Below are 14,415 nucleotides of genomic sequence, written 5' to 3' on the forward strand. Positions count from 1 at the left end.
CCGCGCTTGCGATCGCCACTAGCCCGATGGCGGCGACCCGCTTCGCCCGGCTGCGCCGCGCTTGCGATCGCCGCTAGCCCGATGGCGGCGACCCGCTTCGCCCGGCTGCGCCGCGCTTGCGATCGCCGCTAGCCCGATGGCGGCGACCCGCTTCGCCCGGCTGCGCCGCGCTTGCGATCGCCGCTAGCCCGATGGCGGCGACCCGCTTCGCCCGGCTGCGCCGCGCTTGCGATCGCCGCTAGCCCGATGGCGGGAGCTTCAGCACCACCTGTCATCTGCCGTTTGCCTCCCGATCAGCGGGCCGATGCAGTTAGCTCATCGCGGCGACCTACACCGGTTATATGCGATGCACCGTCTTCGGCACCGGATATCTGGGCGCCACCCACGCCGTCGGAATGGCGGAACTGGGCCACGAGGTGATCGGGGTCGACATCGACCCGGGCAAGGTCGCCAAGCTCGCCGGCGGTGACATTCCGTTCTACGAGCCGGGGCTGCGCAAGCTGCTGACCAAGAACCTGGCGGCGGGGCGGCTGCGGTTCACCACCGACTACGACATGGCGGCCGAGTTCGCCGACGTGCACTTCCTCGGCGTCGGCACGCCGCAGAAGAAGGGCGAGTACGCCGCCGACCTGCGCCACGTGTACGCCGTCGTCGACGCGCTGGTGCCGCGGCTGACGAGATCGTCGGTGCTGGTGGGGAAGTCGACCGTTCCGGTGGGGACCGCCGCCGAACTGAACCACCGCGCGGCCGCGCTGGCGCCGGACGGTGTCGACGTCGAGATCGCCTGGAACCCAGAATTCCTGCGCGAGGGTTATGCGGTGCACGACACGCTGCATCCGGACCGCATCGTGCTTGGCGTGCAACAGGATTCGACGCGCGCCGAGACGGCGGTGCGTGAGCTTTATGGCCCCTTGCTCGCCGACGGCGTGCCGTTCCTGGTGACCGACCTGCAGACCGCGGAGCTGGTCAAGGTTTCGGCCAATGCCTTTCTGGCGACCAAGATTTCGTTCATCAACGCTATCTCCGAGGTGTGCGAGGCCGCCGGCGCCGACGTCAGCGTGCTGGCCGACGCGCTCGGCTACGACCCCCGCATCGGACGCCAATTCCTCAACGCGGGCCTGGGTTTCGGCGGGGGCTGCCTGCCCAAGGACATCCGCGCCTTCATGGCCCGAGCCGGTGAACTGGGCGCCGACCAGGCGCTGACGTTCCTGCGCGAGGTCGACAGCATCAACATGCGCCGGCGCACCCGGATGGTGGAGCTGGCCAGCGCCGCGTGCGGCGGCTCGCTGCTGGGCGCGAACATCGCCGTCCTCGGCGCGGCGTTCAAGCCCGAATCCGACGACGTGCGCGACTCGCCCGCGCTCAACGTCGCCGGGCAGCTACAGCTCAACGGCGCCGCGGTCAACGTCTACGACCCCAAGGCGCTGGACAACGCGCAGCGGCTGTTCCCGACGCTGAACTACGCGGTCTCCGTCGAGGAGGCCTGCGACCGCGCCGACGCGGTGCTGGTGCTCACCGAGTGGCGGCAGTTCATCGACCTCGATCCGGCCGACCTGGCCGACCGCGTCCGGGCCCGGGTCATCGTCGACGGCCGCAACTGCCTCGACGCCGCCCGCTGGAAGCAGGCGGGCTGGCGGGTGTTCCGGCTGGGCGCGCCGCGGCCCTGAGGTGTCCCGGACCCGCCGAGTAGCCTGACCCGCGTGGACTATGCCGGCGCATTCCTCGAAGAGAACCGCGCTTTTTCGGAGCTTTTCCGCCATGCGGACCAGTCCAAGCCCGTGCCGACCTGCCCGGGGTGGGACCTCAACCAGCTCCTGCGCCACGTCGGCCGCGGCGACCGCTGGGCGGCACAGATCGTGCGCGAGCGGCTCCAGGAGTTCCTCGACTTCCGGTCCGTCGAAGGCGGCAAGCCGCCACCCGACCCGGCCGATGCGGCCTCCTGGTTGCGGGGCGGTGCACAACGGCTGGTCGATGCGGTCGAGCTGACGGGCGTGGAAACCCCGGTGTGGACCTTTCTCGGGCAGCGCCCGGCGAACTGGTGGGTGCGTCGCCGCCTGCACGAGGTGGCCGTGCACCGGGCCGACGCGGCCATCGCCCTGGGAGCGGAGTTCACGCTGGCCGCCGACGTCGCCGCCGACGGGATCACCGAATGGCTCGAGCGGGTCGCGATCCAGGCCGGCGCGCAGGGGGCGCCGCTTCCGCTCGGGGACGGCGAGACCCTGCACCTGCACGCCACCGACCCCGGCCTCGGCGAGGCCGGCGAGTGGACGATCGCCGTCGACGCCGGCCGCATCATCTGGGCGCACGAGCACGGCAAGGGGACCGCTGCGCTGCGGGGCGGGGCGACCGAGTTGCTGCTGGCCATCCTGCGCCGGGTGCCGCTCGCCGACACGGGCATCGCGCTGTTCGGCGACGAGGCGGTGTGGCAGAACTGGCTGGACCGTACCCCGCTCTAGCCACGGCGAGATGGCGCACACGGTAACTTGCACTCCATGACCACTTCGGAGATCGCCACCGTCCTGGCATGGCACGACGCGCTCAACGCGTCCGACCTGGAAACCCTGGTGGCCCTGTCGAGCGATGACATCGAGATCGGTGACGCGCACGGGGCCGCGCAGGGGCATGAGGCGCTGCGCCGGTGGGCCGCTTCCCCGCGCGGCACGGCGGAGCTGGGCCGGATGTACGTGCACGACGGCGTCGTGGTGGCCGAGCAGAAGGTGAGCGCCCAGGACGACCCCGGGGCGGTGACGTCCGCCGCGTCGGCGTTCCGGGTGGTGCACGACCACGTGACGTCCGTGTTCCGGCACGAGGACCTGGCGTCGGCGCTGGCGGCCACCGAACTCACCGAATCCGACCTCGTCAACTAAGCAGTGGAATAGGGGAGCCACTCATGCGCGGCATTATTTTGGCCGGCGGCTCGGGCACGCGCCTGCACCCGATCACCGTGGGAATCAGCAAGCAGCTGTTGCCGGTGTACGACAAGCCGATGGTCTACTATCCGCTGTCCACGCTGATGATGGCCGGGATCCGGGACATCTTGGTGATCACCACCCCGCACGACGCGGCGGGCTTCGAGCGGCTCCTGGGCGACGGCTCGCAGTTCGGGATCAACATCAGCTACGTGACGCAGGAACGCCCCGACGGCCTGGCCCAGGCGTTCGTCCTCGGCGCCGACCACATCGGCACCGACTCGGTGGCTCTGGTGTTGGGGGACAACATCTTCTACGGCCCCGGGTTGGGCACCAGCCTGAGCCGCTTCCAAAAGATCAGCGGCGGAGCGGTATTCGCGTATTGGGTGGCCAACCCGTCGGCGTACGGCGTGGTCGAGTTCAGCGACGACGGCATGGCGCTGTCGCTGGAAGAGAAACCCCAGACGCCGAAATCCAATTACGCGGTGCCGGGTCTGTATTTCTACGACAACGACGTGATCGAGATCGCCAAGGGCCTGAAGAAGTCGGCGCGCGGCGAATACGAGATCACCGAGGTCAACCAGATCTATCTGAGCCGGGGCAAGCTGTCGGTCGAGGTGATGGCCCGCGGAACGGCCTGGCTCGACACCGGCACGTTCGACTCCCTGCTGGACGCCAGCGACTTCGTGCGAACGCTGGAACGACGCCAAGGCCTGAAGGTCAGCGTCCCCGAGGAAGTTGCGTGGCAGCAGGGCTGGATCACCGACGAGCAGCTGGCCGAGCGAGCCAACACCCTGCTCAAGTCCGGCTATGGCGGCTACCTGCTGGATCTGTTGGAGCGGAGCCGATTTCACTAGGCTTGGCCAGCGCCGCGGCGATCGCCGTCGTCAGCGGCACCGACAACGCCAGCGCGATGCCGCCCACCGCGGACCGGGCGATCTCGATGGCCACGCTCTCGCCCGTCAACACGTCGGTCAGCGAACGGTTGGCCACGCTGAACAGCAACAGAAGCGGCAGCGAGCTCCCGGCGTAGGCCAGCACCAGCGTGTACACTGTGCTGGCGATGTGATCGCGGCCAACTCGGATGGCGCCCAAGAAGATTGCGCGTCGTGAGCCGCCGAGGTGGGCGAGCTCGAACACCGTCGAGGCCTGGGTCACCGTCACGTCGTTGAGCACACCCAGCGACCCGATGATGAAGCCGGCGAGCAGCAGGCCGCTGATCGACACGTTGCCCAGATACGCGCTGACGGTCGCGTTCTGATCGTCGGACAAGCCGGTCAGATGCGCCAGTTGGATTGCGGCCCAGGACAGTCCAGCCGCCAGCAGCAGCGACGTCAGCGTGCCCAGCAGCGCGGCGCTGGTCCGCAGGCTCACGCCGTGGGCCAGATAGATGACCGCATAGAGGATCGCGGCCGCGCCCACCAGCGCCACCGGGACCGCGGGCGCGCCGTCGCGCAGGGCCGGCAGCACGAACACCACCAGCACCCCGAAAGCGACCGCGATGCCCACCAGCGCCAGCAGCCCCCGCCACCGCGCCACCGCGACGACCACTACCGCGAACGCGACGGCCAGGGCAACCAGCGACCAGCCGCGTTCGAAGTCGTAGAACGCGTAACTGGTGGCGCCCTGGTCGTCGACCTGCCGGACGAGCCGAATATGGTCTCCCACCGCGAATTTGGGCTGGCCCGGGCCGGGGGAGGACTCCAGCAGGGTGTTGGCCCCCGCGTTGGGGCCGGAATCGATCGCCACCAGCGTCAGCACACAGCGGCCCGCGCCAGGCGGCGCCGGCTGCGGCGCGGTGGTGAGCACCTGGCTGACCGACGGGCTGCCGCAGTCGCCCATGCCGCTGGACAGCACGTGCCCGGCCTGGGTGCTCACTGCACCCCCGGCCGCGTTCTGGAACGGCATCGGGATGTCGACGTGCTGGCGGCTGGGCCACAGCGCGATGGCGCCGCCGAGCACCGCCACCCCGATCGCCACCAACAGCCCGACGACGATCCTCGCGGGCAGCGATTCAACCTGGACCGGAGCCGACGGGCCGTGCGAGTGCGAGTGTGTCACCCGGTCCACCGTAGAGGCGCCGGCTGCGAAGTTGCTTACTGGCGATAGCTGACCAGGAAGTTGCCCAGCCGCTCGATCGCGGCGGCGAGATCGCGGGACCACGGCAGCGTGACGATGCGCAGGTGATCCGGTGCCGGCCAATTGAATCCGGTGCCCTGCGTGACCAGGATCTTCTCCTGCAACAGCAGGTCGAGGACGAGCTGTTCGTCGTCGGTGATGTCGTAGACCTCGGGGTCCAGCCGGGGGAAGGCATACAGCGCGCCCTCGGGCTTGACGCAGGACACCCCGGGAATCTCGTTGAGTTTCTGCCACGCGACGTCGCGCTGCTCGAGCAGCCGCCCGCCCGGCAGCACCAGGTCTTCGATGCTCTGGTGGCCACCGAGGGCCACCTGAATCCCGTGCTGGGCGGGCACATTGGGGCACAGCCGCATGTTCGCCAGCAGGTTGATGCCTTCGATGAAGCTCTCGGCGTGGTCCTTGGGTCCGGTGATCGCCAGCCAGCCCGCGCGGTAGCCGGCGACCCGGTAGGCCTTGGACAGCCCGTTGAACGTGAGGCACAGCATGTCGTGTGCCAGCGAGGCCACGTTGATGTGCGTGGCGTCGTCGTACAGGATCTTGTCGTAGATCTCGTCGGCGAGCAGCAGCAGTTGGTGCTTGCGCGCCAACTCCACCATCTGCGTGAGGACCTCGCGGCTGTACACCGCGCCGGTCGGGTTGTTCGGGTTGATGATGACCAGCGCCTTGGTGCGCTCGCTGATCTTGGACTCCAGGTCCGCGATGTCGGGCTGCCACGCCTGCGTCTCGTCGCACAGGTAGTGCACGGGCGTGCCGCCGGCCAGCGACGTCGACGCCGTCCACAGCGGGTAGTCCGGCGACGGGATCAACACTTCGTCGCCGTTGTCCAGCAGGGCCTGCAGCGTCATCGTGATCAGCTCGGAGACCCCGTTGCCCAGGTACACGTCGTCGACGTCGAACCGGGGGAAGCCCTCGACCAGCTCGTAGCGGGTGACCACCGCGCGGCGCGCGGGCAGGATGCCCTGCGAGTCGGAGTAGCCCTGCGCGTACGGCAGCGCCTGGATCATGTCCCGCATGATCACGTCGGGGGCCTCGAAGCCGAACGGCGCCGGGTTGCCGATGTTGAGCTTGAGGATGCGGTGCCCCTCGGCCTCCAGCCGCGCGGCCTGCTGGTGCACGGGCCCGCGGATCTCGTACAGGACGTCCTGAAGCTTGGACGACTGCGCGAAGACCCGCTGCCGGTGATGGCCGGAGGCGTGCAGGGGCAGCTGGTGAGTGGTCACGCCCTTAATGGTGCCACCACTGTCCACCGAAATTTGCTGTCAAGCGTCAAACCGTGATCAGCGCTTGCCCGTGCGGCCGCGACAGCCCTCGCCGAGCGTGAAGCTGTTGCGAAATCTTCGCGGATTTTTCGCAGTGGCTTCACGCTCGACAGGTCGGGGATCAGCGCTTGCCCGGCGGCCGGGCGCCGCGGGCAATGCCCAGGCCCTTCACCGGCTGCGCGGGCGGCTCTTGCTCGCCGTCCGTTTGCTTTGCCGGCTCCGCTTTGGGCGCGGGCTCGGCCTCGGCCTGCGGGGCGGGCTCGGCGTCCGCCTTCGGCGCCTCGGCTTTGGGGGCCTCGGCGGCCGGCGCGGCCTTCTTCGCGCCGGGGCGCTTGGCGCCCGCCGCGATGCCCAGGCCCTTGACCGGCGCCGCGGGTGCCTTGTCCTCGGTCTTCGGGGCGGCCTCGGCCGGCTGAGCCTCCGCCTGCGGTGCCTCGGCTTTGGGGGCCTCGGCGGCCGGTGCGGCCTTCTTCGCGCCGGGGCGCTTGGCGCCCGCCGCGATGCCCAGCCCCTTGGCCGGCGCGGGGGACTCCGCGGGCGCTCCCGCCTTGGCCTCGGCCTGCGCGGGCGCGGCCTTCTTGGCGCCCGGCTTCTTGGCGCCGCCGGCGATGCCCAGCCCCTTGGCGGGCGCGGCGGGCGCGGACGCCTCGGCCTTGCCGTCCCCGGCGGGTTCGGCCGCCTTCTTGCCCGGTTTCTTGGCGCCGCCGGCGATGCCGAGCCCCTTGGCGGGCGCGGCGGGCGCCGCAGCAGCGGCCTCGGACTTCGGGGCCGCCTCGGCGGGCGCCTCCTCCTTGGCCGGTGCCTCAACCGTCGCGGTGGCCTTGGGCGCCTGGGCGGCCCGCTTCTCGGCTTCCTTTGCGGCGGTGCCCTTCTCGGGCAGCGTCTCCTTGTCGTATTCGAGGGAGCCGAGCAGCACCTGCGCGACGTCGAGCACCTCGACCCCGGTCCGGCCGGCCTCCTCGGAGCGGTCGTTGACGCCGTCGGTGACCATCACCCGGCAGAACGGGCAGCCGGTCGCGATCGTGGACGCGCCGGTGGCCAGGGCCTCGTCGACGCGTTCGTGGTTGATGCGCTTGCCGATGTGCTCTTCCATCCACATCCGCGCGCCGCCGGCGCCACAGCAGAAGCTGCGCTCGGCGTGGCGCGGCATCTCGGTGAGCGTCGCCCCCGCGGCCCCGATCAGCTCGCGCGGCGCCTCGTACACCTTGTTGTGCCGGCCCAGATAGCACGGGTCGTGGTAGGTGATGTCCTGAGAAACCGGGGTGACGGGGACCAGCTTGTTGTCGCGGATCAGCCGGTTGAGCAGCTGGGTGTGGTGCAGCACCGAGTAGTTCGCCCCCAGCTGCAGGTATTCGCGGCCCAGGGTGTTGAAGCAGTGCGGGCAGGTGACGACGATCTTGCGGTCGACGGTCTCCACGCCCTCGAACACCCCGTCCAGCGTCTCGACGGCCTGGGCGGCCAGCTGCTGGAAGAGGAACTCGTTGCCCGAGCGGCGCGCGGAGTCGCCGTTGCAGGTCTCGCCGGTGCCCAGCACCAGGTACTTCACGCCGGCGATCGCGAGCAGTTCGGCGACGGCCTTGGTGGTCTTCTTGGCCTTGTCGTCGTAGGCGCCGGCGCAGCCCACCCAGAACAGGTACTCGTAGCCGTCGAAGCTGTCGACGTCTTCGCCGTAGACCGGGACGTCGAAGTCCACTTCGTCGATCCAGTTGGTGCGGTCGGCGGCATTCTGGCCCCACGGGTTGGCCTTGGTCTCCAGGTTCTTGAACAGCACCGACAGCTCGGACGGGAACTCCGACTCCATCATCACCTGGTACCGGCGCATATCGACGATGTGGTCGACGTGCTCGATGTCCACCGGGCACTGCTCGACGCACGCGCCGCAGGTCACGCAGGACCACAGCACGTCGGGGTCGATGACGCCGCGCTGTTCCTCGGTGCCCACCAGCGGCCGGGTGGCCTGCTCGGGCCCGGAGCCCATCACGCGGCCGAAGCCCGACTCGGGAACGTGGTGCGCCTCGGCGTGCTTCTCGCCGGACAGCTCCTCGCCGATCCCGCCCTCGGGCGTGTTCTCGAGGGGGCTCTCCTTGTCGCCGAGGATGTAGGGCGCCTTGGCCATCCAGTGGTCGCGCAGATCCATGATGACGAGCTTGGGCGACAGCGGCTTGCCTGTGTTCCACGCCGGACACTGCGACTGGCAGCGGCCGCACTCGGTACACGTGGCGAAGTCCAGCATGGCCTTCCAGCTGAAGTCCTCGATCTTGCCGCGGCCGAATTCGGCGTCGTCGGGCGGGTTTTCGAAGTCGATCGGCTTGCCGTCGTGTTCCAGCGGCAGCAGCGGCCCCAGCCCGTTGGGCAGCCGCTTGAAGATGACGTTGATCGGCGCCGTGAAGATGTGCATGTGCTTGGAGTGCAGCACGATGATCAGGAACGCCAGCATGACCGCGATGTGCAGCAGCAGGGCCGTCGTCTCGATGATCTCGTTGGCGGGCTGCCCGAGCGGACGCAGAATGGCGCCGAACAGCTGGGACAGGAAGGCGCCCTTGCCGTAGGGCAGCGTGCCGTTGTTGACCGCGGACCCGCGGACCAGCACGTAGGTCCAGATGACGTTGAAGATCATGAACAGCACCAGCCAGGCGCCGCCGGTGTGGGAGCCGTAGAACCGGGACGAGCGGCCGTATTCCTTCGGCTCGGTCCGCCACCGGATGATCGCGAAGGTGGTGATGCCCAGGAAGACGCCGGTGGCGAAGAAGTCCTGCAGGAAGCCCAGCGCGTCCCATCGCCCGATGATCGGGATGTGGAAGTTCTCCTGGAACAGGAAGCCGTACGCCTCGATATAGACCGTGAGCAGGATGAAGAAGCCCCACATGGTGAAGAAGTGGGCCAGGCCGGGGATCGACCACTTGAGCAGCCGGCGCTGCCCGAAGACCTCGGAGACCTCCGCCCAGATTCGCTTGCCGGGTTCGTCGGTGTGCCCCGGTGCCGGCTTCCCGGACGTGATCAGCTTGAACAGCCACAGGACCCGCTTGGCAGCGAGTGCGGCCACGACCAGCGTCATGCCCATGCCCACTATCAGTCTGATGAGCATCTGCGTCGTCACTGAACGTCTCCCCAATGCATCGTTGATTCAGCCTGCGAATTGTTTGCCTGCTCAGCCCTGCTCATAGTTACATCTCCGCAGCTTCCGCCGCGAGAAAGGCTGCCCTAACTTGGAGGCTGACCGCCGCCCGTGGCCTGCTTCGTCAGTGTGCCTGGGCGGGTGTGACCTTCGTCGCCGTGACCTGTGGCACTCGCGTCAGGGCCGGGGCTGGGGCACGAAGGGCGGCAGCAGCGGCCGCAAGCGGGTCGTCGTCGGGGGCGCGGCCGTGGTGGTGGCCTGCGATGTCGTGGGCGCCTGCGACGTCGTGGTCGGCGCGGCGGTGGTGGTCGTCGTCGTCGGAGCTTCCGTCGTGGTGGTCGTGGTCGGCGGCGGGGTCGTCGTGGTGGTGGTCGGCGGCGGCTCGGACGACGACGACGGCGGCGGCGGGGGCGGGGGCAGGACCGTCTCGGTGGTGCTGCCGTTCGGCTCGGTGATGGTCACGGTTTGCGACGTTTGGGGGGGCGCCGGCTGGCTCGGGGCGGTGGGTTTCGCCGGGCTCGACTTGGTGAGCCCCAGGTTGATCGCCAACAGGACGGCCACCAGCACCGCCGCCGCGGCGCCGGCGACGGTCAAGACCAGCGCCGTGCGCTTGTACCAGGGCAGCCCGCCGCCTTTGGCCGGGTAGCGGCTTTCGGCGTCATCGTCGAAAGTCCTTGCCGCACCGGCATACTCGCCGGTGGCGTCGCGCCCGGTGTAGGGCACCGGCTCGTCGGCGCCGTCGGCGTCCTGGGACCAGGCCAGGGCACCGTCCACGTCGGTCGCCTGGGCGGCCCACGCGGCCTGGGTCATGTCGATTCCGCCGGTGCCCACCATCTCGGTCGGGGTTTCCACAACGGCGCCCGCGGCGGTCGGGACGCCCGCAGACGCCTGCTGGTCGCCGAGCGCCGCCGCGCCGAGGGCCGCGCTCAACGCGGGCCGCGGCGCGGTGTGGACCGGCACCGAAAATCGCCCCGACAACCGCGCGGTGAGCAGCGGAATGCCGGCGCCCCCGCCGACCGTCGCGATCGTGGCCAATTTCGGAATCCCGTTGCGGCGCAACGCTTCCTCGAGGGCATTCAGGAATCGGTCTAGCGGTTCGGAGATCAGTTGCTCGAGGTCGGCGCGGGTCAGCTGCCCGCCCGCGACCGAGGCGGTGGCGGCGGTGGACAGTTGCTCCTTGGCGCGCCGGCACTCGCCGAGCAGACGGCTCTGCGACCCGATCCGCACGGTGCTGCCCAGATCGGCCATGGTGTCATCGGAGGCCCGCAGGCGGCCGAGCACCAGTTGATCGATGCCGTCGCCGGAGAAATCGGCGTAGCGCACCGACGGGCCGATACGGGCGAAGTTGGATCCGGCGTCCATCAGGGTGATGCTGGTGCCGCTGGCGCCGAAATCGCACAGCGCGACGACGCCGGCCGTCGGGAATCCCGGCCGGCCGCGCAGCGCGGCGAGCGCGGCGGTGGCGTCGGACACCAGCACGGGGGCCACCCCGCCGCGGGCGAGGTCCGGCTGGGCGAAGAACTCCTCGCGCAGCGCGGTGAACTGGGCGTCGGACCAGTACGCCGGCACGGCGATGGTGATCGGGGTGCCGTAGCCGACGGTGCGGGCCATGGCCTCGATCGCCTCGACCGTCAGCACCTCGCCGAGGTACTTAGTCCCGTCGGCAGCCACCACGGGCGTCCGGTCGCCGACGCGCTCGACGAATCCGCGCAGCACCATCCCGTTTTCGGTCAGGTTCGGGTTTTCCTCGGGCAGGCCAACTTCGGTGGGGCGGTGCTCGAAGAGGGTCAACACGGCGCTGCGGACCACCGGGGCCCTTCCCGCGCGGGCCGCCACCAAGTTGGCCGCCCCGATCGACAGCCCGAGCGACTCGCTCATTCCCCGCACCCCACTTCCGATCGCCCGGTGGTCCTCACCCTAGCGGCCGAGGGGGTCAGCGCAGCCCCGGCGGGACCGTGATCACCGTGGGCACGCCCGGAACCGTGATCACCGACGGCACCTGGGGCAGATGATGCCGATGCGTCGGCTCCTGCTGGCTGGGCTGGCGCGTGGGCTGCCCCGTCGGCTGCTGTGCCGGCGGCTCGACCGCGCTGCTGGTGCTCGGGGTCGTCGTCGTGGTGGTCGTCGGCGCGGTCGTGGTGGTGGTTGTCGTCGCGCTGGTGCTGCTGGTGCTCGGGGTCGGGCTGGTGGTGCCCTGCCCGCCGCTCAGCAATTCGGTGATGCCGTAGACGATCAGCCCGATCAGAATGACGACGAACACCAGCCAGGCGATGAGCAGCGGCGGCTTGCGGTACCAGGGGGTGGGTTCGCTTTCCAGGTCGCCGAACGCTTCGGGCTGGTCAAACCCTTCGGGCGGGTTCGCCGGGGGTTCGCCGGTGGTGGGCTGCTCGGCGACGCCGTAGTCGGCGTGCCGGGTCGCCTGTTCGTGGAAGTCGTCGGGTGGGCCGTTGCGTGCCACGGCACCGATGGTACTGATGCCGGCTGCCAACCCCCTGAGCCCCGGGGCCGTTGCGCTCAGTTCCGGCCGAGCGCGTCGCGCACGCGTCCCCGCGCCCGGTCGAGCCGGGCGGCGGCCTCGGTCGCGTCGACGCCTGCGAGCAGCGCGACGATCGCGGTCTTGGCGTGACCCCCGGCGGCGGTGAGCGCGGCGGTCGCGGTTTCCTCGTCGACGCCGGCCGCGTCGCGGACGATCCGCACCGCGCGGCGGCGCAGCTTCGCGTTGGTCGCGCGGACGTCGACCATGCGTGGCCCGTAGGCCTTGCCGAGCGCGATCATCACGCTCGTGGAGAGCGCGTTGAGCGCGACCTTCTGGGCGGTTCCCGCGGTCAGCCGCGTCGAACCGGCCAGCACCTCGGGCCCGGTCAACAGTTCGATCACCACGTCGGCTGACGCCTCGCTGTGCGGGTTGTTGACGATCGCGACCGTCAGCGCGCCCGCCGCGCGCGCATGCTCGAGTGCCCCGAGCACGTAGGGGGTGCGGCCCGACGCGGTGATCCCGACAAGCGCGTCGGCGGCGCTCAGGTCGGCGAGACCGGCGGGGTCGAACGCGTCCTCCGCACCCTCGATCGCCTCGGTCAGCGCCGCCGGGCCGCCGGCGATCACACCGCGCACCAGGTCGGTGCCGAACGTGGGCGCACACTCGGCCGCGTCGAGCACACCGAGCCGCCCGGGCGTGCCGGCACCGGCGTAGATCAGGCGGCCGCCACGCTCGAGCCGCGCGGCGATCGCCCCGGCTGCCGCCGCGATCCGCGGGACCGCCGCCGCCACCGCGGCATGCGCCTCGCCTTCGGCGTCGACGAGCAGCGCGACGACTTCTCCGATGGGCCGGGCGTCCAGGTCGTGCAGGCCCGGACGGACCGCTTCGGTGGCCAGCGCGTCGAGCCCTTGCACCGCAGCGGATTTCGGTTCCGGCCGCACGCGGAGCAGGTGCGGCTCGTGGATCGCCCCCAGTCGCAGCGCGCCGTCGAGCGCGTCGCCGGCGGCGGGGACGAGGTCGAGCCGTGCGTGAAGCGCTTCGAACCCGGCCAGGCCGCCGACCATCGCGACCGGGCCATCGCCGACCGCGCGGGCGGTCGCGGCGAGCGCCCCGGCCGCCGCTTCGACGATCGCCAACGCGGCGGCGTCGTCCCGCGCAGCGAGGACGTCGGGTGCGAAGGACGCGAGCGCGGCGGCGCCGGTGAGCCGCGCGGGCCAGGTCTCCGGGGCGCCGAAGCGGGCGCGGGCGGCGTCGAGCAGCGTGGTGGACGGGCCGCGGCCGTCGTGGGCGTGCAGCGCCGCGCGCAGCCCGGCGGCGCCGATCCACGCGCCGCCGCCCTCGTCGCCCAGCCACAGGCCCCAGCCGTCGGCGCGCCGCCACCGACCATCCGCATCGATCGCGAGCGCCACGACGCCGGTGCCCGCGATCAGCACGACGCCCGGCTGTCCGCTCAGGGCGCCGGCGTGCGCGGTCACGGCGTCGCTGGTCACCGCGACGCGGTCCGCGCGCAGCGACGTCAGCAGCGCATCGCCCAGCGCGCGCGCCGCGTCCGGGGCCGCCTCCGCCCCGGCCGCGCCCACGATCACCTCGTCGGCCGCTCCGAGCTCGCGCGCCAGATCGCCGGCCACGGTCAGGATGGCCGCCTCCGCGGCCCGCACGCCGCCGGGCGCCGCGAGCCCGGGCGCGCCCGGCCCCTCAGCCCGACGGCCGCATGCCGAAGCCCGGCACGACGTCTTACCCAGGTCGACGGCGAGGATCACCGCACCCATCCTTGTCGAGCGGAGACTGGTCTGGTGGGGCGGGCGTTGCTGACCGTGGGGCACGGGACGGCCGACCGTGAGCGGCTGGCGGATTTGCTTGCCGGCGCCGGGGTTGCGCTGGTGGTGGATGTGCGGCGGTATCCGGCCAGCCGGACGAATCCGGACGTGCGGCGGGAGGCCCTGGAATGCTGGCTGCCCGAACGCGGCATCGAGTACCGATGGGAGCCACGCCTGGGCGGGCGGCGCCACGTCGCGGCGGGAGAACCGGAGCCGGACGCCTGGTGGACCGTTGCCGCATTCCGGGCGTACGCCGCGTACACCCGGACGCCGGAGTTCGGCGCGGCGCTCGACGAGGTCCTGGCCGACGCCGCCCGGCGCACCACGGCGGTGATGTGCAGCGAGAGCGTCTGGTGGCGCTGCCACCGGCGGCTGATCGCCGACGTGGCGGAGCTCGGCCGCGCCGTCCCGGTGCGACACCTGATGCCGGACGGCCGGCTGCGCCCGCACCGCCCCGCCGACGGGGCTCGCCGCCGCCCCGACGGCCACCTGGTGTGGGACGGCGCAGCCGAGCGATCCGGACCTGCCTTTAGAACGTGTTGACCTTGTCGAGGCTGACGAACATGCCGTGGCCGGTGTGGTCGTTGGTGAAGCGGGTGCCGTCGGCGGTGGCGTTGATCGTCCAGCCGGCGGCGTTGTAGGTCTTGTAGTCGATCTGCACGGTGGGAATGGCGCCGAGGTTGCCCAAAACCCACTGCAC

General features: G+C 71.0%; 11 protein-coding genes and 2 pseudogenes. 5 read left to right on the forward strand and 8 right to left on the reverse strand.

Annotated elements, in window-relative coordinates:
- The first annotated feature begins 341 nt into the window (after positions 1 to 341).
- From A5691_RS22810 to rfbA, 4 genes are read left to right on the forward strand one after another with little or no spacing between them, the layout of a single operon-like run.
- Positions 342 to 1,667, forward strand: coding sequence for a UDP-glucose/GDP-mannose dehydrogenase family protein (locus A5691_RS22810; RefSeq protein WP_067758447.1), 1,326 nt, complete (start codon positions 342 to 344; stop codon positions 1,665 to 1,667).
- A gap of 33 nt (positions 1,668 to 1,700) precedes the next feature.
- On the forward strand, positions 1,701 to 2,456 hold the full coding sequence (locus tag A5691_RS22815; protein ID WP_068018114.1) for a maleylpyruvate isomerase family mycothiol-dependent enzyme: 756 nt from the start codon (positions 1,701 to 1,703) through the stop codon (positions 2,454 to 2,456).
- A gap of 36 nt (positions 2,457 to 2,492) precedes the next feature.
- Positions 2,493 to 2,867 (forward strand): nuclear transport factor 2 family protein, encoded by a 375-nt coding sequence (locus A5691_RS22820; RefSeq protein WP_067758450.1) that lies wholly within the window; start codon positions 2,493 to 2,495, stop codon positions 2,865 to 2,867.
- 23 nt (positions 2,868 to 2,890) lie between these two features.
- Positions 2,891 to 3,766, forward strand: a complete 876-nt coding sequence (gene rfbA, locus A5691_RS22825; protein ID WP_068018117.1) for a glucose-1-phosphate thymidylyltransferase RfbA — start codon at positions 2,891 to 2,893, stop codon at positions 3,764 to 3,766.
- Here rfbA and A5691_RS22830 read toward each other — a convergent pair.
- The 7 genes and pseudogenes from A5691_RS22830 to A5691_RS29220 form a co-directional block, all read right to left on the reverse strand.
- On the reverse strand, positions 3,708 to 4,970 hold the full coding sequence (locus A5691_RS22830) for a YibE/F family protein (protein ID WP_068018122.1): 1,263 nt from the start codon (positions 4,968 to 4,970) through the stop codon (positions 3,708 to 3,710). The two genes, rfbA and A5691_RS22830, sit on opposite strands and share 59 nt — an antisense overlap.
- A 35-nt stretch (positions 4,971 to 5,005) precedes the next feature.
- Positions 5,006 to 6,295, reverse strand: coding sequence for a pyridoxal phosphate-dependent aminotransferase (locus A5691_RS22835; RefSeq protein ID WP_067779196.1), 1,290 nt, complete (start codon positions 6,293 to 6,295; stop codon positions 5,006 to 5,008).
- A 133-nt stretch (positions 6,296 to 6,428) separates the two neighbouring features.
- Positions 6,429 to 9,404: a (Fe-S)-binding protein gene (locus A5691_RS22840; RefSeq protein ID WP_068266796.1), complete on the reverse strand. Its 2,976-nt coding sequence runs from the start codon at positions 9,402 to 9,404 to the stop codon at positions 6,429 to 6,431.
- A gap of 195 nt (positions 9,405 to 9,599) precedes the next feature.
- Entirely contained in the window at positions 9,600 to 11,300 is a 1,701-nt protein-coding gene (locus A5691_RS22845; protein ID WP_068266798.1) for an Hsp70 family protein, read from the reverse strand.
- 55 nt (positions 11,301 to 11,355) lie between these two features.
- Positions 11,356 to 11,880, reverse strand: a complete 525-nt coding sequence (locus A5691_RS22850; protein ID WP_067779202.1) for a hypothetical protein — start codon at positions 11,878 to 11,880, stop codon at positions 11,356 to 11,358.
- 56 nt (positions 11,881 to 11,936) lie between these two features.
- Positions 11,937 to 12,812, reverse strand: coding sequence for an N-acetylmuramic acid 6-phosphate etherase (gene murQ, locus A5691_RS29215; protein ID WP_369827159.1), 876 nt, complete (start codon positions 12,810 to 12,812; stop codon positions 11,937 to 11,939).
- 117 nt (positions 12,813 to 12,929) lie between these two features.
- Positions 12,930 to 13,667, reverse strand: a pseudogene (locus tag A5691_RS29220) (BadF/BadG/BcrA/BcrD ATPase family protein); the annotation flags it as partial.
- A gap of 24 nt (positions 13,668 to 13,691) precedes the next feature.
- Between A5691_RS29220 and A5691_RS22860 the strand changes: the two are divergent.
- Positions 13,692 to 14,258 (forward strand): DUF488 family protein, encoded by a 567-nt coding sequence (locus A5691_RS22860; RefSeq protein ID WP_067758471.1) that lies wholly within the window; start codon positions 13,692 to 13,694, stop codon positions 14,256 to 14,258.
- Here the strand turns inward: A5691_RS22860 and A5691_RS28435 are convergent.
- Positions 14,245 to 14,415: pseudogene (locus A5691_RS28435) on the reverse strand (hypothetical protein); the annotation flags it as partial. The gene A5691_RS22860 and the pseudogene A5691_RS28435 sit on opposite strands and share 14 nt — an antisense overlap.

It is taken from the genome of Mycobacterium sp. E183 (assembly GCF_001667735.1).
Classification (GTDB): domain Bacteria; phylum Actinomycetota; class Actinomycetes; order Mycobacteriales; family Mycobacteriaceae; genus Mycobacterium.